The sequence below is a fragment of the Dyadobacter psychrophilus genome, from assembly GCF_900167945.1.
GTDB lineage: Bacteria > Bacteroidota > Bacteroidia > Cytophagales > Spirosomataceae > Dyadobacter > Dyadobacter psychrophilus.
Genome location: NZ_FUZA01000001.1, coordinates 1,374,942 through 1,394,440 on the forward strand (window position 1 = coordinate 1,374,942; position 19,499 = coordinate 1,394,440).

Sequence of the window (19,499 nt, forward strand, 5' to 3'; positions counted from 1 at the left end):
GATTTAATGAATTCGGGTTGAATGTATTTGGTCTGATTGGACTCGGTCTGAATGGACTCGGTCTGAATGGGCGTGCTCCGAATTTACGTGATCCGAATTGTAATGCAGCCCGATGTTCTCGCGTCGGGCCATTGCCATTTTAATGATCAGATAAGAAACCGAAATCATGTTCCGAAGTTCGCAAATCGCAACGGAAACTTTGGATTCCCGGTAAAGTTGCTCGTGCTCTTCGTGCAGCAATTCCAAACGGTCATATGCACGCTTCATACGTCGGTCTGTGCGAACGATGCCGACGTAATTGGACATTATGCTGTTCAATTCCCGCGTCATTTCGGTTACCAGAACTTGCTCTTCGGGATGCGTTGTGCCTGAATCGTCCCACTCAGGAATGTTACTGGGTGTAATTGCCTTGTTGAAACTCTCTACCGTGCTTTCGTAGGCTCTGTGCCCAAACACAACAGCTTCTAATAAAGAATTGGAAGCGAGGCGATTAGACCCATGCAAACCGGTGCAGGAACATTCTCCTACCGCATATAGGAAATTAATGTTGGTTTTGCCCCACTCATTTACTTTAATTCCCCCGCACATATAATGCTGAGCCGGCACGACCGGGATCATATCTTTTCGGACATCAATGCCAGATTTGAGACAGTATTCGGTAATGTTAGGAAAATGCTCCAGGAATTTGTCATAATCCAAATGGCGAACATCGAGATATACGTGGTCAACCCCATTCTTTTTCATTTCCGAATCAATGGCACGGGCAACAATATCACGCGGAGCCAGGGAAAGGCGGTCGTCATAAATTTCCATGAAAGTGCTTCCATCAGCCCTTTTTAAAATTCCTCCAAATCCTCTCACTGCCTCAGAAATAAGAAAAGAAGGTTTTTGGCCGGGCTGGTAAAAACTCGTCGGATGGAACTGGATGAATTCCATATTATCACAAACGCCTTTTGCCCGGTATGCCATTGCAATTCCGTCACCGGTGGCAATGGTAGGATTTGTTGTGCTTTGGTAAATGTTCCCGATTCCGCCTGTTGCCAGCATGGTGGTTTTAGCCAGGAATTTCTCCACTTCCCCGGTTTGGCGGTTCAGCACATAAGCACCATAACATTGGATATCTTCCCTGTATCGATAAACCGTTTCACCCAAATGATGCTGCGTAATAAGCTCTACGGCGTAATAATGTGTAAAAACCTGAATGCTTTTATGCCTGTTAACTTCTTCAAGCAGCGCGCGCTCGATCTCGGCACCTGTAATGTCTTTAAAATGAAGAATGCGGTGATCCGAATGCCCGCCTTCTTTGGCAAGGTCATATTCTCCTCCTTTTTCTTTATCAAACCGCGTTCCGTAGTCGATCAGCTCCTGGATCCGCTGCGGTGCTTCGCGCACAACGATTTCGACAATGTTCCGTTTATTAACCTCGTCCCCTGCATCCATTGTGTCCTGAATATGCTTTTCGAACGAGTCCGATTCGGCCCAAACCACCGCAATGCCGCCCTGTGCGTATTTGGTATTGGTTTCATCTGCCTGCACTTTGGTAATAACAGCAATGGAAATTTCCTGCTTTAATTCGTCAAAATGTCTAGCCAGTTTAGCTGCATAACTTAATCCGGCAATTCCGGAACCGATAATCAGGAAATCGAATTGGGGCATTGTATCAAGATTAATAATTGGTGTTTTTAAATTCCCTTACTCAATTCGAGCATTCGGGCTACGGATTTATAAGCTTTAAGGCGGATATCTTCGGGAACGATGATCTCCGGCTGCTCATACAAAAGTGCATTATAAACCTTCTCCAATGTATTCATTTTCATATAGGGACATTCGGAGCAAGCGCAGGTATTGTTGTCGGAACCAGGAGCCGGGATTAGCTTTTTGTCAGGAACCGATTGTTTCATTTTATGCAAAATCCCTGCTTCCGTAGCCACGATGAATTTCTCCTGCGGAGATTCTTTGACAAATTTCAATAAGCCCGTTGTTGAGCTCACAAAATCCGCTTGCATCAAAATATCCTCTTTACATTCGGGATGTGCGATAAGCAGTGCATCCGGATTATCGTCGCGCAATTGCTTCAATTTTTCCCTCGAAATATCAATGTGCACAATGCAGGCTCCATCCCATAAAACCATTTCCCTGCCTGTTTTATGCGCAACATATCTACCTAAGTTCGCATCCGGCGCAAAAATGATCTTTTGATCTTTTGGTAAACTTTCAACGATTTGCAGTGCATTGGAAGAGGTGCAAACAATGTCCGTCAATGCTTTAATTTCGGCCGAACAGTTGATATAACTGATCACAATGTGATCGGGATACTGCGCTTTAAATGCGGCAAATTTATCTGCGGGTGCAGAATCCGCTAAGGAACAACCTGCGTTCAGATCGGGGATAACTACTTTTTTATTCGGACTTAAAACCTTCGCCGTTTCTCCCATGAAATGCACACCGCAGAAGACGATCATATCCGCTTCCGTCGCAGCTGCCTGCTGGGAAAGGCCCAGGCTATCACCAATATAATCCGCCAGATCCTGAATTTCAGCATCCACATAGTAATGCGCCAGGATCACAGCATTCTTCTCTTTTTTTAGTCGATTAATCTCGGCAATTAAATCAATATCATCAGCAACAGCTTCGGTAACATAACCGTAACGGTTGACCTGCTCTTCAATAGTTGTCATTATGGTGAATAATTGGCTTTTAGTTGATCATAAAAATTCCGGCCACCGCGTGGCGGCCACCGGGTGGCGACCACCGCGTGGACTCGAATTTACAATATTAAACCAATGAAAAGCAAAGAAAGTGCGCTGGCCAAAAAATGAAAGGCCGCCGGAAATGTTCCCGGCGGCCTTTTAATGCCTTTTATATGCTCAAAAGACCTACAATATCCAGCGAAAGAACACGTAAAGTGTTCCAGACAAAAGCATGGTAACCGGCAATGTTAACACCCAGGCAATCACGATATTCCGGATCGTTCCGCCTTGCAGGTTCTTAACGCCTTTGCTCGCCACCATCGAACCTGCGATCCCGGACGAAAGCACGTGCGTGGTGCTTACAGGAAGTCCTAAATAAGACGAAACACCAATTGTACTGGCCGCAACAAGCTCAGCAGAAGCACCTTGTGCGTAAGTAAGGTGTTGTTTACCAATTTTTTCACCAATCGTGACTACAATTCTTTTCCAGCCTACCATTGTGCCCAATCCAAGAGAAAGTGAGATCATTAAAATCACCCAATCCGGTGCATAATCTGTATATCTTCTGATCCCGGTTTCACTACCGGACTGCATTTTCAAAAATGCTTTGTCATCGACATTCAAGTTGGCATGTCCGTTATCCAGAATCGTTTTTAAATTCCGGCTGATCAGCAGAAGGGAACGGCGCGCATCCATACGGTCTTCCAGAGGCAGCTTTTTATCTACAAGCGGCTTATTGATCTGTTGATTCAGTGTATCGATTTCTGATTTGATGGTAAACAAATGATGGCGGTCTGAAACTGACAATCTCGAAGAATCAATCGTATTAACTGCACGCTCAATGCCTGCCAGATCTGTTTTCATCCCCGTTGGATCAATGCTGTTGTCCAATGCAAAATGTGCAGGAACAATTCCGATCAGGATCAGCATAACAAGTCCCACGCCTTTTTGGCCATCATTGGAACCGTGAAAAAAGCTCACTAATGTACAGGTTGTAATCAATATAGCCCTGATCCAAAGCGGAGGCGGCTGGTTTTTCTTTGGTTCACTGAACACAACTTCCCGAAGCGGCTTTGAAAGCATTCTCCGCAAGATGAACATAATGATGATTGCCAGTGCAAATCCGAAAATCGGGGAAGTCAGCAATGAAGTGAACAATTCCTGTGCTTTGGTCCAGTTAACCCCTGCACCTTGAGAGTTTTCGGGCATGAATGTAAATGCAAGCCCTACACCCAGAATGGAGCCGATTAATGTATGTGAACTGGAACTCGGCAATCCAAAATACCAGGTCCCCAGGTTCCAGATAATGGCGCTGAAAAGCAATGAAAAAACCATAGCGGCGCTATGGTAGACATTCTGATCAATCAATAACTCAACAGGAAGCAAATTGACAATCCCCATTGCAACGGCTATTCCACCCAGAAACACACCGCAGAAATTCATAAAACCCGACCAGATTACGGCAACATTGGGTTTCAATGAGTTGGTATAAATAACAGTGGCAACGGCGTTGGCGGTATCGTGAAAACCATTTACAAACTCGAATGCACAAGCCGCTAAAATACTAAAAGCGAGGAGGATAAAAATGTCGGTTTCAAGACCAAACATAAAAGAAGAATATAGGTTTATTTAATAGGAGACAAAACTACTTATTCCTTGTCGCTGCAATATTACCAAATTGTTAATTCAAGATTCGGAATAAGTATTCAGGATTATGCTGCTTCTTTATTGGCCAGCTGGCCGCAAGCTGCATCGATATCCTTGCCACGGCTGCGGCGCACGTGCACAGAAACGCCCCTATCTTCCAGGAAAGCAGCAAATTTATCCAATCTATCCGCCTCGGTGTTCTTGAAGTCCGCCTCGGCAATTGGGTTGTATTCAATGATATTGACGCGGGCAGGAACACGTTTTGTAAATTCCCACAACTCTTTGGCGTCTTGCAAAGTGTCGTTGAAATTATTAAAAACAATATATTCGAACGTGATCCGGTTGCCGGTTTTCTTATAAAAATAGTTTAAAGCCTCCGCCAGGTTGTCCAGTGAATTAGACTCGTTGATCGGCATAATCTGGTTCCGCTTCTCATCATTTGCTGCGTGCAATGACAACGCAAGCCTGAACTTCACCTCATCATCACCCAATTTTTTAATCATTTTGGCAATGCCTGCTGTGGAAACCGTGATGCGTCTTGGCGACATATTCAGGCCTTCCGGCGACGTAATATGAGCGATGGATTCCAGCACATTGGCATAATTAAGCAAAGGTTCGCCCATGCCCATGTATACAATGTTGGTTAAGGGAGCCTTGAAACTTCCTTCGGCTTGTCTCGCGATGGCTACAACCTGATCGTAAATCTCTCCTGCTTCCAGGTTGCGTTTGCGGTCCATATAACCCGTAGCGCAGAATTTGCAGGTTAGCGAACAACCTACCTGGCTGCTCACACAAGCAGTCATGCGGTCGGCGGCCGGAATTAGAACGCCTTCGACCAGATTGCCGTCAAAAAGCTTGAATGCCGATTTTATTGTTCCGTCGTTGCTTTGCTGCTGTTTCGCAATGTCCAGCGAATGGATCAAGAAGTGTTCGTTCAGCAACTGACGGGTCGCGAGCGACAAGTTTGTCATTTCATCAAAAGAATGGGCTGATTTTTTCCAGATCCATTCAAATATTTGTTTGGCACGAAAGCCTTTTTCTCCATGCGTGGCCAGCCAGCTTTTTAGCTGTTCAACGTCCATTTTCCGGATATCCTGCCGCTTATTAACTTCAATCATTTTTTCTTTCTGTTGGCCCAATGCGAGGAGCATTTGGACGATTTATCTGCAAAGTTACTGAAACTCAACTACGGAACGTAACCTCTAAGGAATTTTGAAAGTTCAAAACTCTGGCATTTGCTTTATCATTACTCCTCTTGCTCAGAAACCGGCTTCTCTTCCTCGTCCAGATATTCCCGCTTCCATTCTTTGATGAGTTCAGTTCCCGAAGGCATTAATGTGAGTGCTTTGGTGATCAGGTTTGGAGCAACGGGCACGACAATCGGATAAAGGTAAGTGTCATCCGTTCTATGTGCAGGAATTTTCACGCCAATGGCGTTGACCAGCCAAAAGAAAACGCTGATCCCGAAAACCCAGGTCAGCACGCCTACCATACCACCGGCCACACTATCAAACGTCCCTAAAATAGAATAGCGAAGCGAACGGCGGATAGAATAGCCGAATTGGTTTAAAAGAAAAATAGTAGGAAAGAAAATGGCCGAAAACCCAACATAAGGAAGGATTTTCTTGGCCACACTATCACTGAAATAAGGAGTGAGAATCTCCATTCCCAACCCTAAGAATTTGAAACCCAAAATCATGGCTATCACAAGCCCGGCAATCCCGATAATTTCAATCAAAAGCCCTTTGCGATAACCATGCAATGCTCCCCAGAGAAGGGGAATGAGGATGAGAACATCCAGTAATTTCATGCTAACAAGCTCTTTACCAAAGTAGAAACCACACGTCCGTCTGCCTGTCCCGCCAACTCTTTGGTCGCAACGCCCATCACTTTGCCCATATCCGCAGGCGAGGAGGCCCCTACCCGAGCGATAATATCCTGCAATTTGGCCTTAACCTCGTCTTCTGTAAGTTGTTTTGGCAAAAATTGCTCGATAATGGCCAGTTCGGCTTCCTCTTTTTCCAGAAGATCAGGACGGTTCTGTGTTTTGTAAATATCAGCTGATTCCCTGCGTTGCTTGGCCGCCTTGGTAAGCAATTTAAGTTCGTCATCCGCAGTCAGTTCGCCTGTCGCGCCGCCTTTTGTTTCCTCTAAAAGTATAAGCGACTTAATCGCGCGCAAAGCCCGCAATGTATCCTGATCTTTGGCCCTCATAGCATCTTTGATGCCTGATTCAACTTGGGTTTTAAGTGACATATATTGTTAATTTTGAATGACCGGGTCGCCGGTGCGATGAATGACTGAATAAGTGAATGAAAAATTAATTTTGAATGACTGAATGAGCGAATGAGTGAATATTTTAAAATTCAACTTATGACTCATTAAATTTGTCAATCGGGCTGCAAAGTTAAGCGAATCATTATAAATTGTGCTCATTCAGCGCATAGGCTCACAAACATTCACTCATTCACTCATTCACTCATTCCAAATTATTCCCATGACCCGACTAAGCGTTAATATCAACAAGATTGCAACACTCCGCAACTCCCGCGGTGGTGATAATCCTAATGTTCTTAAAGTGGCGCTGGATTGTGAGCGGTTTGGTGCGCAAGGCATTACTGTGCACCCGAGACCCGATGAGCGACACATCCGCTATCAGGATGTTTATGATTTGAAGGAGGTTGTGACCACTGAATTTAACATTGAGGGAAATCCTTCTGAAAAAAAATTCGTCGAGCTTGTGCTGGCTAATAAACCGGATCAGGTTACGCTTGTGCCCGATGCATTGCATGCGATCACTTCCAATGCAGGCTGGGACACCATCAACAACCGAAGCGAGCTCACCGATTTAATCCAGATATTTAGATCTGCCAACATCCGCGTTTCTGTTTTTGTGGATCCCGATGAAAGAATGGTCGAAGGCGCTAAGATCTGCGGCGCCGACCGGGTGGAGCTTTATACAGAGCCTTACGCTGCACATTATTTCGAAAACCGTCAAAAAGCCGTGCTTCCGTTTGTACAAGCAGCAGAAAAAGCCCGGGAAGTGGGCTTAGGTTTAAATGCAGGACATGATCTGAGCCTGGATAATCTTCATTTTTTGAAACAGAGCATTCCGTGGATGGATGAAGTTTCCATCGGCCATGCCCTGATTTCGGATGCGCTTTATTTGGGACTGGAAAATACGATTCAGATGTATTTGCGGGAGCTGGAGTTGTGATGGCGGAGCGGGCTAGCACTAAGCCATTTACCACCCCGTACGATATTCTCTCTTCACAAACTGGTTAGCTACGTCAAAGTTGGTAATCTTCATGTTGGCTCCGTCCCAGATTAGTTTTTGTCTTCCAGGAAAATTGAACCCACCTTTTCCGTCAGCTTTGGGCTCCCGATGCAGATAAGACCGCACGGCAAGGTTTCCCATTAACACAATTTCCGTTAAAGGACCCGATTCTTCAAAAGCCGAACTCGTGTAAGTGCCATGGCCTTTCTTGCACGCCTGAACGAATTGCTGCTGATGCCCTTCCGATCCACCCGGAACCAATGCGCGTGGTTTTATATTCGGCCTTACGGTTTCAAATTTCTTTTCCGGCCATAAGCGTGGATTGTTACCAAACATTTCTGCGCTGATAATTCCTTTTGTCCCGGTGAAAAGCATTCCGCCATCCACACTTCCAAAAACGGTTTTATAGTCACAGGCTTCCGGCAACTGCGGGCGCATTCCGCCATCGTACCAGGAAAAACTAATGTCCTTACCAGGTGTTTTGGAAGCGAATTTTAAATGTATGGAGGCAGAAGGCGGCGCAACATCGTCGAAAAACGCTTGCTCAAAAAAGTCAGCATAAACCGACCCTACACTGCATTCCACCGAGGTTGGATAGCCCAGCTTCAATGCGCGGAATGGCACGTCGATGAAATGGCAGCCCATATCGCCCAATGCGCCAGTGCCAAAATCCCAGTAACCACGCCATCTGAACGGCATATAGGCTTCATGATAATCCCGTTTTGGAGCCGTTCCAAGCCAGAGATCCCAATCCACGCCTTGCGGAACGGGCTGCGATTCTCCTTTGTCTTTGGGCGATTTTACGCCTTGCGGCCAAACAGGGCGGTCTGTCCAGACTTCAATTTTGTGCACGTCGCCGATGACACCCGACTGAACCAATGCTTCTGTTTGTCTGGTGCCATCGCTGCTGCTTCCCTGGTTGCCCATTTGGGTCACCACTTTATATTTTTTGGCAGCGTTTGTAAGATTACGCGCTTCCCAAATGTCTTTGGTAAGTGGCTTTTCAACGTAAACGTGTTTTCCCAGTTCCATACACGCCATTGCGATAGGGAAATGCATATGGTCCGGCGTGGTAACCAGCACGGCGTCAATGTTTTTGGCTTCCTTTTCGAGCATTTTCCTGTAATCCTTATAATAAGGCGCATTCGGAAATTGCTTGCGATATTTTACAGCCTGGCGGTCGTCCACATCACATAATGCGACAATATTTTCCGTTCCTTCATTATAGGATAGCCGAATATTCACATCGGCTTTTCCCCCGCAACCCACTGCGGCAATGTTCAGTTTATCGCTGGGCGGGATAAAACCTTTGCCCAAAACATGCCGCGGAACAATCATAAAAGTCCCTGCCGCCAGAGCGCCGGCTTTTATAAAATCCCTGCGCCTGATTTCATTTTTGCCGGGTTCAATTTGCTGTTCCATAACACGTCATGATTTAGGTTGTATTAAAATTTTAACCGTCAGGAGTGAAAAGGAAATGGTTTCAAAAGCCTACTAACGTCCCCCGAAAGTTTCAGCGATTTTCATGGCGACACCCATGTCACCGTCGATTTTAAGTTTGCCGGTCATATAAGCCATCATAGCATTCAGATCGCCATCGATGAGTTTAAGGGCATTTTTTGTGGAAACTTCAAAAGTGCAATCTGCTTCCAGGTCGTCATTTGTCACTGAATTGGGAACTGATTTGGTATCTATAAATACGCTTCCTTCCTCCGTTTTGAATTTAACAGTGGCATCAAGGCCGCTGTCGGTTCCCAGGATATTTTTAACGCGATCGGTCAGAATTTGTAAGCTCATAACAGTTGGTCTTTGGGTTGTTGTAATATTTTCGGACTAAAAATGACAAATGTATGTTCACTTATAAGAATATTCAAATGGCTTTGGTGTTTTCAGCTAAAACCACAAATTTTACATCTTTCATCAGAAAATCCTGCTGATATTATTTACTACCCAATGAGTGAAACAGTAAATCGTCCTACGTTCCTTACCATATTGTGCATCCTGACTTTTATGAGTTCCGTTTCTGGTCTCTGGACCCAATCGGAAAGATTATGGAACCCCGAGATCATGGCCGACAAAACCCGTGAAACATTTGAAGGCGTGCGCGAAAATCTTGAAAATCAAGCAACGACTGCGGATACGAAGACCATGGACAGAATGTTTGAAGCCGTGATCGAACAGACGACCGCCGGGTCGATCAAAACCGGGGCGATCATAATGCTGATCTTCGAATCGCTGTCCCTTTTTGCGGCCTATTTAATGTGGAATCTTGACAAAAGAGGGTTCTACTTATATATGGGTGGAATCGCCGTTGCATTTCTGTTGCCGCTGTTTCTGATCGGTGGATGGCTGGGTGTTATTACATCCATGGCTGGGGTCTTCTTCAGTATTTTTATGCTAATTATGTATGCTTTCAATTTGAAACACATGCATTCAGCATAACCTCTTGCATTCCACGAAGAAAAGATTTTATTTTGCGGACTAATTTGAATCGAGAAAATGGCTTTAATTACAAAAATCAGAGAAAAATCCGGGATCGCTGTGACGGTTATCGCGATCAGTTTAATTCTTTTTATGGTGGGGGGCGACTTAATGGGCCCAAATTCCATGCTTGGAGGCGGAAATGACCAGACTGTTGGTGAGATCGCCGGCAAGGACATTAACATCAAAGACTTTCAAGCGCGCGTAGACGGCTTTCGTCAAAATTACGAAGCGCAGTCGGGACGCAGCCTGAACGAAAATGAGCTGGCTTCGCTGAGGGATCAGGCCTGGAACCAATTCGTAGTTGACATTGCCTACAAAAAAGAATTTGAAGATCTTGGACTGACAGTTACTGACCAGGAACTGGTTGACATGGTTCAGGGAAATCACATAAGCCCATCGATTCTACAAGCTTTTTCTGATCCTACTACGGGTAAATTTGATAAAAACGCCGTTGTTAATTATCTGAAAAACCTGAAAACACTTCCTGTTGAACAACAAAAATCATGGGAGAATTTTGAGAAAAGCCTTCGTGAAGAACGCACACGTGCCAAATATGAAAACATGCTGAAACTTTCCACCTACATTCCGAAAGCGCAAGCTGAAAAGGAATATGTGGCTCAAACCAGCAAAGCAACATTGCGTTACCTGTATGTGCCTTATTTCTCGGTGGTAGATACAACAATCAAAGTTACAGACAAACAACTTGAAGATTATCTGAGCGCGCACCGTTCGGAATACAAAGGAACAGATACACGTTCAATCGAATACGTTACATTTCCGATCCAGCCTGCCAAAGACGACAGCGCTGCATTGTATAGCGAAATCAAAGAACTTGCACGCGGCCTGGCTACGGCACAAAACGATTCGGCTTTCGCAAGCATGAACTCAGACATTCCACTTCCTATTAATATGTCATTGGGAACCATGTCTGACCAGTTGAAAGAAGCCGTGAAAACATTCGTTCCGGGTGGTGTTTACGGTCCTTACCGCGAAGGCAACACTTATTATATTTACAAATACGGCGGAACACGCGTTGATACGGTTGCTTCTGCAAGAGCAAGTCACATTCTGATCCGTGCTGAAAACCAATCTGACTCTGCAAAAGCTGCGGCTCGTACGAAAGCAGAAGGCATTCTTGCACAGATTCGTGCCGGTGCCAATTTTGAAGCATTAGCAGCAACAACCAGCGCTGATCCGCAGTCTGCACAGCGTGGAGGCGACCTGAGCTATTTCCAGAATAATGGGCAAATGGTTAAGCCTTTCGAAGAAGCTGTTTTTTCTGCAACGGCTCCGGGCTTGATCCCGAGATTGGTAGAAAGCCAGTTTGGTTTCCACATTATCAAGGTTACCGATCCGAAATCAAACACATTGTACCGCATTGCAGCCATTGGAAAAACGATTGCCCCAAGCCAGGCAACACGTGACGAGGCTTACAGAAAGGCGGATGAATTTGCGAACACTGTAAAAACAAAAACAGCATTTGATGAAGCTGTTAAGAAAAATAAAGCATTGGTTGTAGCCAATGCAAACCGTATCCCTGAATCTGCAACGAACATTAATGCAATTCAGAACGGCCGTGATATCGTAAGATGGGCATTTAAGGATGATTCAGACATTAACGAAGTTTCTCCTGTATTTGAAACCGAGGAACAATATATCGTAGCTGTTTTGGTTGGCAAGTCCGACGCGAAGGATGTAAAAGTGGCTGACTTCCGCGATGAACTGACAACAAAAGTGCGTAACCAGATCAAGGCTGAGCAAATCACTGCGAAGCTGAAAGGCGCAACGGGTGATCTTCCTGCAATCGCTGCCAAATATGGCGCAGGTGCATTGGTTGAAAACGCAACAGACATTTCCCTTGCAACCGGTTTTCTTACCAGCGCAGGATTTGATCCAATTGCACTGGGTAAAGCATTTGGCTTGAAACCAGGTCAGAAATCAGGTGTGTTTACTGGCGAAAATGGTGTTTTCATCATGGAGTTGGTTAGCAAAACAGAAGCGCCGAAGATCGCTGACTATACGCAATACAAGACGCAGTTGACACAATCTTTGGAAAGCCGCATGTCGTATCTGGTAAATGAAGCCATTCGCGAGAATGCCAAAATCGAAGATCGCCGCGCGAAGTTCTTTTGAGCGATTCAAAATTTTTATTGAAAAAGAGGAGCAGAAATGATTTCTGCTCCTCTTTTTATTTTCACTGCAAATAATTCAGAAAAAAGTGATAGTATTGCAGCATGAAATGTCAATCTTACACTTATTAATAAAGAACAAATCACAATGAGCATCTTACTCGGAGAACAGGAGTATTTTAAAGGAATCGGCAAAATCGCATTTGAAGGTCCTGAAACAGATAATCCACTAGCGTATCGCTTTTATGATGAGAACCGCATTATAGCCGGTAAAAGCATGAAAGACCACCTTCGCTTTGCTGTTGCTTACTGGCACACATTCTGCGGCTCGGGACTTGATCCATTTGGAGGCCCTACACTTTTTTACCCTTGGGACAAAAAATCAGATGCTGTTGACCGTGCAAAAGATAAGGCTGATGCGGCATTTGAATTTATCACCAAGCTAGGCGTTCCTTACTATTGCTTCCACGATCTGGACGTTGTAGACTATGACGACGATGTGAAGACGAACGAAAAGCGTCTGCAAGCATTGACGGCTTATTTGGGTGAAAAACAAAAAGAATCCGGTGTTAAATTACTTTGGGGAACTGCTAACCTGTTTAGCCACCATCGCTACATGAATGGTGCTTCTACCAATCCCGACTTTGATGTTGTTTCGCATGCAGGTGCACAGGTGAAAATGGCTTTGGACGCTACAATCGCATTAGGCGGAGAAAATTACGTGTTCTGGGGAGGTCGTGAAGGCTATATGACCTTGCTAAACACGGATATGAAGCGTGAGCAGGAACATTTCGCGCAAATGCTTAAAATGGCTGTTGCTTATGCACGTGCAAATGGTTTTAAAGGCAAATTCTTTATCGAGCCAAAACCTTGCGAGCCTACAAAACACCAGTATGATTACGATGCGGCAACGGTCATTGGTTTCCTTCGCCAGCACGATTTGCTGGGTGACTTTGCATTAAACCTGGAAGTGAACCACGCTACATTGGCTGGACACACCTTTGAACACGAATTACAAGTTGCTGTTGATGCAGGAATTTTGGGTTCTATCGATGCCAATCGCGGAGATTATCAAAATGGATGGGATACAGACCAGTTCCCGAACGACATCGCAGAATGGACAAAAGCATTGCTGGTAATCCTGAAAGGTGGTGGACTGCAAGGCGGCGGAATCAACTTTGACGCAAAACGTCGTCGTAACTCAACGGATGTTGAAGATGTATTCCACGCACACATCGGTGGTATCGATACAGTGGCAAGAGCCCTAATCGTCGCAGATAAGATCATCCAAAACGGTGAATATGACAAAATCCGCACCGACCGTTACGCAAGCTTCGACAGCGGCAAAGGCGCAGATTACGAAAAAGGACAATTAAAACTGGAAGATCTGTTCGACCTGGCAGCAAGCAAAGGCGAACCTGCAACGCTTTCAGGTAAGCAGGAGTATTTGGAGAATTTGATCAATCGGTTTATCTGATTAAATCCGTGAACCTAAGCTAACTTATTCTGCTAGCCTGAGCGCTCCTATACTTGTCATGCTGAGCGTAGTCGAAGCACGCTACTCCTTGGTAACGTGCTTCGACTACGCTCAGCATGACAACTATAAGGGCGTTCTGTTTTTACTCTTCACTCAATTCCTTATTGATAGCAACGATCCGTTGCTGTACTTCTTTTTGCACAGTTTCCAGCCGCTTGTCCTCCATTGGCTTGGCCATTTCGAGAATGTTGGCTTGCAGCAGATCGCGCTCTTTTACTGCTTTATCCATTTTTGCCGTTAAGCGCTTTTTAGCATCTCCATCCGAAGACTTTATTTTATCGTTAAGCTTTGCAATGCGCTCCTGCAATTTTGATTCTTCTTTTTTCAACGAGGCCATGTAATCGCGCTGCTTTTCGTTGAGCTTCTGGTTCGCTTCCAGCAAATCTTCTTTCGCATCGGCCATGTCCGTTGTGTCGGAAGTGTTGGCAACTTCTTCACTGGCTTCATCCGCTGTTTCAAGCGCCTTTTCCTCGGCGTTTGCCAGTTCCTTTCTGTCTTTATCAGATCCTGAGTTACAACTAACGAGCAACACGCCGGCTGCAATAGTTAAATTTGCAAAAATGGTTCTTGTTAACTTTCTCATTGTTAGTATCAAGTTTGGTGATGTTATCTCCTGACCTTCAAATACGATGCCAGCAATAAAAAAGCCGCTGAAAATTTTCAGCGGCTTATACTATATAAAGCTCAATAACTAACCCAAATCTACATTCAGAACTTAATATCCATTATTCTGGCGCAAGCTGGTGTTGTTGCGAATTTCAGAAGTAGGGATCGGGAACAGCAATTCCCTTTCTGTCACAGTTGGCCCGTAAGAGAATTTATGACCCACATAATTTTCAAAAGTTTTGGTTTTTACATTGAACGCTTTCCTCAGTCTCACCATATCAAACCAGGTGATGTTTTCGAAACACAGCTCGTGCCAGCGCTCTTTCCAGATTGCTTCACGCAATTTGTCCTTCGCTAGTCCTGCCAATGCAGGCAGTTGCGCACGGGTTCTGATGGCATTAACCGATTCAAGAACCTTGGCAGACGGGCCGGTTGCTTCGTTGGCAGCTTCGGCATATGTCAGCAAAACATCGGCATAACGGATTACAGGCCAGTTCAGATCACTATTCGCAGTGCTGGTTTGCGCTACGTTATCAAAATGTTTGTAAATAAAATATCCACCCAGATCCACTTCTTTGGTGCGATCTGTCTCATTGGTGAATTTAGTATAGAAAAATTGTTTCTCCTGAATCCGTAGATCGGCCGCATCGTACGATTTCACAAAATCCCCTGTCGAATAAATCCCACCCGTTTCATCCGAATATTGTGAGATGTTTTTGTTGTAAGGAATGATCGAAACCTGCCAGCTTGAAGGAAGGAGCTGCGTGCGGAACTGGATCATGAAGATGTTCTCTTCCACATTCTTTTTAGCCGGATTGTGCAGATCTGCATAAGTAGTGAATAGTTTAAATTGCTTTGAATCTATCACCTCTGCTGCTTTTGCTGCTGCCAGTGCGTAATGTGTAGCGCCTTTTTGCAAAGGAAATCCTGCCATAGTAAGGTAAACCTGCGATAGCAACGACTTTACAGCACCCATACTTACTTTTCCTGTTGCATCTGTCCACGGCAAACCCGATTCTTCGGCTAGCTTCAAATCGGAAACAATTAGATTATATACATCTTCAGGACTCGACGCGGACGGTTTCAATTGTTCCGAATCCAGATTAACGGGCTCAGTGACCAGTGGAATGTTACCAAACAGCCGAACGAGATTGAAGTAATAAAACGCTCTAAGAAAATATGCTTCCCCAAGGAGTTTCTTCACTTCCGCGGCATCCATGGCCGGAATAGTCGGCACTTTGGCGATGGATAAATTTGCGTTCGCAATTCCCCGATAATAGGAGCCCCAATAAGTTTGGCCATAACCATTATCCGAAGTGTTTCGGAGGTCTTTGACAAAATAGCTGTTCACAGCCTGCCCCAAATCCGTTCCTGCCAGACCGGTTGCGAATTCGGTCATCATCCAGGGGCCGCCACCGAATCCACTGCCTAGCGGATCACGCAAAGGTGCATATATGGCACTTACAGAACTCCTGCCATGTGCAGGCTGCGTGAAATAATTCTCTACCGTAAAATTGCTGGGATCGGACTCGTCCAGGAAGTCACTGCATCCCGTTGCCCAGAATACGCTCAAAAATGTTGTGAGCAGGCCGATTCTTTTAGTTAATTTATTCATTTTACTTCAAGTAAGAGTCTTTAATGATGTTATAAACCAATGTTCAAGCCGAGCATGAAAACTCTTGGCTTCGGATAATCGTACAAGCCAAATCCCTGGTCAAAAGGCGAACCTGAGTTAGAAACTTCGGGGTCATAACCCTTGTATTTGGTTGTCACGAAGAAGTTCTGAACCGAACCGTAAACCCTCAAACGATCCAGTTTAAGCCTCGACACCATAGAAGCAGGGAATGTATACGCAAGCAGCAGGTTGCGTCCGCGGATAAATGAAGCATCGGTCACCTTGTGGCTGTCATTATTGGTCGTGTAATAGGCGTTGATCGGACGCACCTGCGCGATCGGCGTGTTCTGATTGGTTTCGGTCCATGCATTCAGGACCGTTTTGTAGCTGTTAGCAATGCCTTGCCTGTCCTCCGCAGAGTGAATACTTCTGTCGAGAACATCGTTGCCGTACATGTATTGCAAGTCAACAGTCAAGGACAATGCTTTGTACTGAAATGTGTTAAGGAATGTCCCAAAACCATCAGGAATCCCTTTTCCAATGATCGCACGGTCATTATCATTTATGGCCCCGTCGTTATTAAGGTCCTTGTACTTAACATCACCGGGCAGCATGTTATATTTTTTGGCCACCTCGGCTTCTGCCGTAGACCAGGTCCCTTCATGAACCCGCCCAAAGAACGATCCAACCGGCTCTCCTACCCGCACAATCGTATTTCCCGAAAAAATGTCACTGCCTCCCGATAGCGCCAGCACCTTGTTTTTGTTCACAGAAATATTGAATGTTGTGCTCCATGAAAAATCACCACTCTTGATGTTTGTGGAATTCACCGCAAATTCAACACCCTTGTTCTCCATGCTGCCGACATTGGTAAAAATGCTTCCATAACCGCTGCTCAATGGAAGCGGCGCATCCAGCAACATTTTGTTTACTTTTCTTCTGTACAGATCCAGTTCGAAGCTGAGTCTGTTGGAAAGTATTCCCAGTTCGATACCAAAATCCACCTGCTGTGTTTTTTCCCACTGAAGATTTGAGTTTGACATACGGTTCACACCCGTTCCGATGTTACGGACACCTCCAAATATGACGTCATAGCTCTGTAAACCTGCCAAAGCGCGATAAGCCGGAATTTCAGAGTTTCCTGTCGCTCCATAACTCGCACGGATTTTCAGGTTGGAAATTGCAGCCACATTTTTAAGAAATTCTTCTTCACTTACCCGCCAGGCGAGAGCAGCAGATGGGAAGAATGCATAACGGTTGGCATCCCCAAACTTGGACGAACCATCCAGACGACCGGTGAATGTCACCAGATATTTATCCATCAGGCTGTAATTAAGTCTTGCGAAGTAAGAGTTAAGTCCGTACGCAGAAGCGCTGGAAGATGGCGCCAGTGCGGTAGCGCCTGCACCGAGGTTATTGAACTGAAAATAAGTATCCGTAAAATTCTGGCTTCTCGCCGCATTGTCGAAACGATCCACGTGCTGCCAGGATAACCCCAGCACTGCATTTACAGCGTGTATTTTACCAAATTCCTTTGCATAGGTCAGGTAATTTTCAAACTGCCATGAATTAAACCTTCTGCTGGTTATGGAAGCGTCACCATTATTAGAAATGTATTGAAGGCCAGCGGCAGCAAAGTAATCTTCACGCTGGTTGATCACATTGGTTCCAACTGTTGATCTCAGTTCAAGTCCGTCGGCCAGTCTGATGCTTGCATACATATTCCCAAGCATTGTTTGCGTCCGCAGGTAGAAAAGGCGCTCTGCAACAACCCTAAGGGGACTATCGCCTCCTTCCATACCCGGGTAATCCCTGTTACTGGCCCATTTGCCGTCAGGATATTTTACAGGAATAATAGGTAATGCTTCCAAAACCTGGCGCATCGCAGTGATCCCGCCGCCTCCCAGCTGATCAATTTGTTTTTCGTTCTGATCTGTATAACCAAGCGTTCCGCCCACTTTCAGCCAGCTTTTGATCTGGCTATCGAATACAAAACGGCCTGCAAAACGTTTCTGCCATGATTCGCGTGCAATCCCGTTTTCATTGCGGTAATTTAAAAAAGCACCATAGCTACCCTTTTCGCTCCCGCCCGTCAGCCCAAGCTGGTGATTTTGGGTAAATGCTTTTTGAAATGTTTCATCCTGCCAATCTGTGTCATACAGCGGATTGCCACTGGAATCGAAAAGCAGTGGATTGGTCCGCTTCAATTTGGGGTCGGTATATTTTGTGCCGGTTGCCCAGCCCACGGGATCATATTTTGCAGCATTGGCATATAGGGTTTCCTCTACTTGCAGAAACTCTCTCGAATTTAGAACAGGCAATTTTTTTGGAACAACACCAATGCTGAAATCGCTGTCGTAAGTCACTTTACCACCACCGGATGTTCCACGCTTGGTCGTAACAAGAATAACGCCATTAGCACCGCGCGCACCATAAATAGCTGTGGATGAGGCATCTTTCAAAACTTCAATAGAAGCAATGTCATTGGGGTTAATGTAATCAATGGGCGTACTTCCGTTTCCAAGCTCAACTGCATTCAGGATCACTCCGTCGATGACATACAGCGGGTTATTGGACACAGAAATGGAGCTGGCTCCACGGATACGGATGTTAGCACGACCACCCGGACGGCCCGAGTTGGATGAAACATTCACCCCGGCAATGCGGCCGGAAAGTCCCTGATTCAATGATGAGGCCGGACGTTCCTGCAAAACTTCACCTTTAATGGTTCCTACGGCCCCCGTAAGGTCAGATTTTTTTACAGAGCCGTAACCCACAACAACGATCTCATCCAACGCGTTTTCGTCGGGCAGCATGGCCACATTAATGCTCGACTGGCTACCAACCGTAACCTCCTGCGATTTATAACCTACAAAGCTCATTACGAGCACATTCTGGCCGGCGCCATCCGGAATATCCAATGTGAATTCACCTCCTGAACCTGTGGAGGTTCCTCGCTGTGTTCCTTTCAAAACCACGCTCACACCAGGCAAGCCACTTCCCGCCTCGTCCGAAACCTTACCTTTAATGGTCCTGTCAACGGTCGCTTGCTGTGAAGTTGTTGAGAAAATGACGGTTTCAGGATTAAGGGTCTGCTCTGGTAAACCTCCCGTTTCCTTCGCTTCTTCCTTTATAGGAGCAACCTCTTTTGCTTTGACTTCGGTAATTACAAAAGTATTTTTTCTTGTCTTTTTGAATGTCAGACCATTTTGCTGCAGCAATAAGCCCAGATTTTTTTCAAGTGACTGATTGAAATCCAATGTACCCATTGCAACATTAACAGACCGTACAAGACGATCTTCAAAGATAATTTCTACTCCGTAATGTTTCTGCAAGTCCAGCAGTACGTTTTTAAGCTTCATTTCCTGACCAAAAGCATGGTGCTGTCTGGTTGGGATTGAGGCGTAAGCGATAATCTGGGAGTGGGCAACCAGCGAGGATTGCGTCATCAGCACAATCCCGATCGCTGCCCATTGCTTAGCTGATAGCGTTATATTCATAGTCAATTGATTTA

Annotated in this window: 15 protein-coding genes; 4 read left to right on the forward strand and 11 right to left on the reverse strand. The window is 45.4% G+C overall.

Features of this window, described 5'->3' with window-relative positions; genetic code table 11:
- Positions 1 to 3 precede the first annotated feature (3 nt).
- The 6 genes from nadB to B5X68_RS05905 form a co-directional block, all read right to left on the reverse strand.
- Positions 4 to 1,656 carry an L-aspartate oxidase gene (nadB, locus tag B5X68_RS05880; RefSeq protein ID WP_229208292.1) on the reverse strand — a complete coding sequence of 551 codons (1,653 nt, stop codon included), beginning with the start codon at positions 1,654 to 1,656 and terminating at the stop codon, positions 4 to 6.
- Between the two features lie 26 nt (positions 1,657 to 1,682).
- A complete protein-coding gene (gene nadA, locus B5X68_RS05885) occupies positions 1,683 to 2,678 on the reverse strand; it encodes a quinolinate synthase NadA (protein ID WP_082213684.1) in 996 nt (331 codons plus the stop codon).
- A gap of 198 nt (positions 2,679 to 2,876) precedes the next feature.
- Entirely contained in the window at positions 2,877 to 4,298 is a 1,422-nt protein-coding gene (locus B5X68_RS05890; RefSeq protein WP_082213685.1) for an inorganic phosphate transporter, read from the reverse strand.
- 104 nt (positions 4,299 to 4,402) lie between these two features.
- Positions 4,403 to 5,455, reverse strand: a complete 1,053-nt coding sequence (rlmN, locus tag B5X68_RS05895) for a dual-specificity RNA methyltransferase RlmN (RefSeq protein WP_082214022.1) — start codon at positions 5,453 to 5,455, stop codon at positions 4,403 to 4,405.
- A gap of 128 nt (positions 5,456 to 5,583) precedes the next feature.
- Positions 5,584 to 6,147: a CvpA family protein gene (locus B5X68_RS05900; RefSeq protein WP_082213686.1), complete on the reverse strand. Its 564-nt coding sequence runs from the start codon at positions 6,145 to 6,147 to the stop codon at positions 5,584 to 5,586.
- Positions 6,144 to 6,593 (reverse strand): GatB/YqeY domain-containing protein, encoded by a 450-nt coding sequence (locus tag B5X68_RS05905; RefSeq protein WP_082213687.1) that lies wholly within the window; start codon positions 6,591 to 6,593, stop codon positions 6,144 to 6,146. The genes B5X68_RS05900 and B5X68_RS05905 overlap by 4 nt, the downstream gene beginning before the upstream one ends.
- Positions 6,594 to 6,834: 241 nt before the next feature.
- Between B5X68_RS05905 and B5X68_RS05910 the strand changes: the two genes are divergently transcribed.
- On the forward strand, positions 6,835 to 7,554 hold the full coding sequence (locus B5X68_RS05910) for a pyridoxine 5'-phosphate synthase (protein WP_082213688.1): 720 nt from the start codon (positions 6,835 to 6,837) through the stop codon (positions 7,552 to 7,554).
- A gap of 27 nt (positions 7,555 to 7,581) precedes the next feature.
- On the opposite strand, the gene B5X68_RS05915 is transcribed toward B5X68_RS05910, so the two are convergent.
- On the reverse strand, positions 7,582 to 9,036 hold the full coding sequence (locus B5X68_RS05915) for a Gfo/Idh/MocA family protein (RefSeq protein ID WP_082213689.1): 1,455 nt from the start codon (positions 9,034 to 9,036) through the stop codon (positions 7,582 to 7,584).
- 72 nt (positions 9,037 to 9,108) lie between these two features.
- Positions 9,109 to 9,411: an SCP2 sterol-binding domain-containing protein gene (locus B5X68_RS05920; RefSeq protein WP_082213690.1), complete on the reverse strand. Its 303-nt coding sequence runs from the start codon at positions 9,409 to 9,411 to the stop codon at positions 9,109 to 9,111.
- Between the two features lie 156 nt (positions 9,412 to 9,567).
- On the opposite strand from B5X68_RS05920, the gene B5X68_RS05925 reads away from it, so the two are divergent.
- From B5X68_RS05925 to xylA, 3 genes are all read left to right on the forward strand, one after another.
- Positions 9,568 to 10,056 (forward strand): hypothetical protein, encoded by a 489-nt coding sequence (locus tag B5X68_RS05925; protein ID WP_229208293.1) that lies wholly within the window; start codon positions 9,568 to 9,570, stop codon positions 10,054 to 10,056.
- A gap of 57 nt (positions 10,057 to 10,113) precedes the next feature.
- Positions 10,114 to 12,231 carry a peptidylprolyl isomerase gene (locus tag B5X68_RS05930; protein WP_082213692.1) on the forward strand — a complete coding sequence of 706 codons (2,118 nt, stop codon included), beginning with the start codon at positions 10,114 to 10,116 and terminating at the stop codon, positions 12,229 to 12,231.
- A gap of 144 nt (positions 12,232 to 12,375) precedes the next feature.
- Positions 12,376 to 13,704, forward strand: coding sequence for a xylose isomerase (xylA, locus tag B5X68_RS05935; RefSeq protein WP_082213693.1), 1,329 nt, complete (start codon positions 12,376 to 12,378; stop codon positions 13,702 to 13,704).
- Positions 13,705 to 13,846: 142 nt separating this feature from the next.
- On the opposite strand, the gene B5X68_RS05940 is transcribed toward xylA, so the two are convergent.
- From B5X68_RS05940 to B5X68_RS05950, 3 genes are all read right to left on the reverse strand, one after another.
- Positions 13,847 to 14,347, reverse strand: coding sequence for a hypothetical protein (locus B5X68_RS05940; protein WP_082213694.1), 501 nt, complete (start codon positions 14,345 to 14,347; stop codon positions 13,847 to 13,849).
- 132 nt (positions 14,348 to 14,479) lie between these two features.
- Positions 14,480 to 15,985, reverse strand: coding sequence for a RagB/SusD family nutrient uptake outer membrane protein (locus B5X68_RS05945; protein ID WP_082213695.1), 1,506 nt, complete (start codon positions 15,983 to 15,985; stop codon positions 14,480 to 14,482).
- A gap of 29 nt (positions 15,986 to 16,014) precedes the next feature.
- Positions 16,015 to 19,485 (reverse strand): SusC/RagA family TonB-linked outer membrane protein, encoded by a 3,471-nt coding sequence (locus tag B5X68_RS05950; RefSeq protein ID WP_082213696.1) that lies wholly within the window; start codon positions 19,483 to 19,485, stop codon positions 16,015 to 16,017.
- Positions 19,486 to 19,499: the final 14 nt, after the last annotated feature.

Coding starts and splice junctions, on each gene's coding strand:
- nadB (WP_229208292.1), bottom strand. CDS start 1,656: ATGCCCCAATTCGATTTCCTGATTATCGGTTCCGGAATTGCCGGATTA.
- nadA (WP_082213684.1), bottom strand. CDS start 2,678: ATGACAACTATTGAAGAGCAGGTCAACCGTTACGGTTATGTTACCGAA.
- B5X68_RS05890 (WP_082213685.1), bottom strand. CDS start 4,298: ATGTTTGGTCTTGAAACCGACATTTTTATCCTCCTCGCTTTTAGTATT.
- rlmN (WP_082214022.1), bottom strand. CDS start 5,455: ATGATTGAAGTTAATAAGCGGCAGGATATCCGGAAAATGGACGTTGAA.
- B5X68_RS05900 (WP_082213686.1), bottom strand. CDS start 6,147: ATGAAATTACTGGATGTTCTCATCCTCATTCCCCTTCTCTGGGGAGCA.
- B5X68_RS05905 (WP_082213687.1), bottom strand. CDS start 6,593: ATGTCACTTAAAACCCAAGTTGAATCAGGCATCAAAGATGCTATGAGG.
- B5X68_RS05910 (WP_082213688.1), top strand. CDS start 6,835: ATGACCCGACTAAGCGTTAATATCAACAAGATTGCAACACTCCGCAAC.
- B5X68_RS05915 (WP_082213689.1), bottom strand. CDS start 9,036: ATGGAACAGCAAATTGAACCCGGCAAAAATGAAATCAGGCGCAGGGAT.
- B5X68_RS05920 (WP_082213690.1), bottom strand. CDS start 9,411: ATGAGCTTACAAATTCTGACCGATCGCGTTAAAAATATCCTGGGAACC.
- B5X68_RS05925 (WP_229208293.1), top strand. CDS start 9,568: ATGAGTGAAACAGTAAATCGTCCTACGTTCCTTACCATATTGTGCATC.
- B5X68_RS05930 (WP_082213692.1), top strand. CDS start 10,114: ATGGCTTTAATTACAAAAATCAGAGAAAAATCCGGGATCGCTGTGACG.
- xylA (WP_082213693.1), top strand. CDS start 12,376: ATGAGCATCTTACTCGGAGAACAGGAGTATTTTAAAGGAATCGGCAAA.
- B5X68_RS05940 (WP_082213694.1), bottom strand. CDS start 14,347: ATGAGAAAGTTAACAAGAACCATTTTTGCAAATTTAACTATTGCAGCC.
- B5X68_RS05945 (WP_082213695.1), bottom strand. CDS start 15,985: ATGAATAAATTAACTAAAAGAATCGGCCTGCTCACAACATTTTTGAGC.
- B5X68_RS05950 (WP_082213696.1), bottom strand. CDS start 19,485: ATGAATATAACGCTATCAGCTAAGCAATGGGCAGCGATCGGGATTGTG.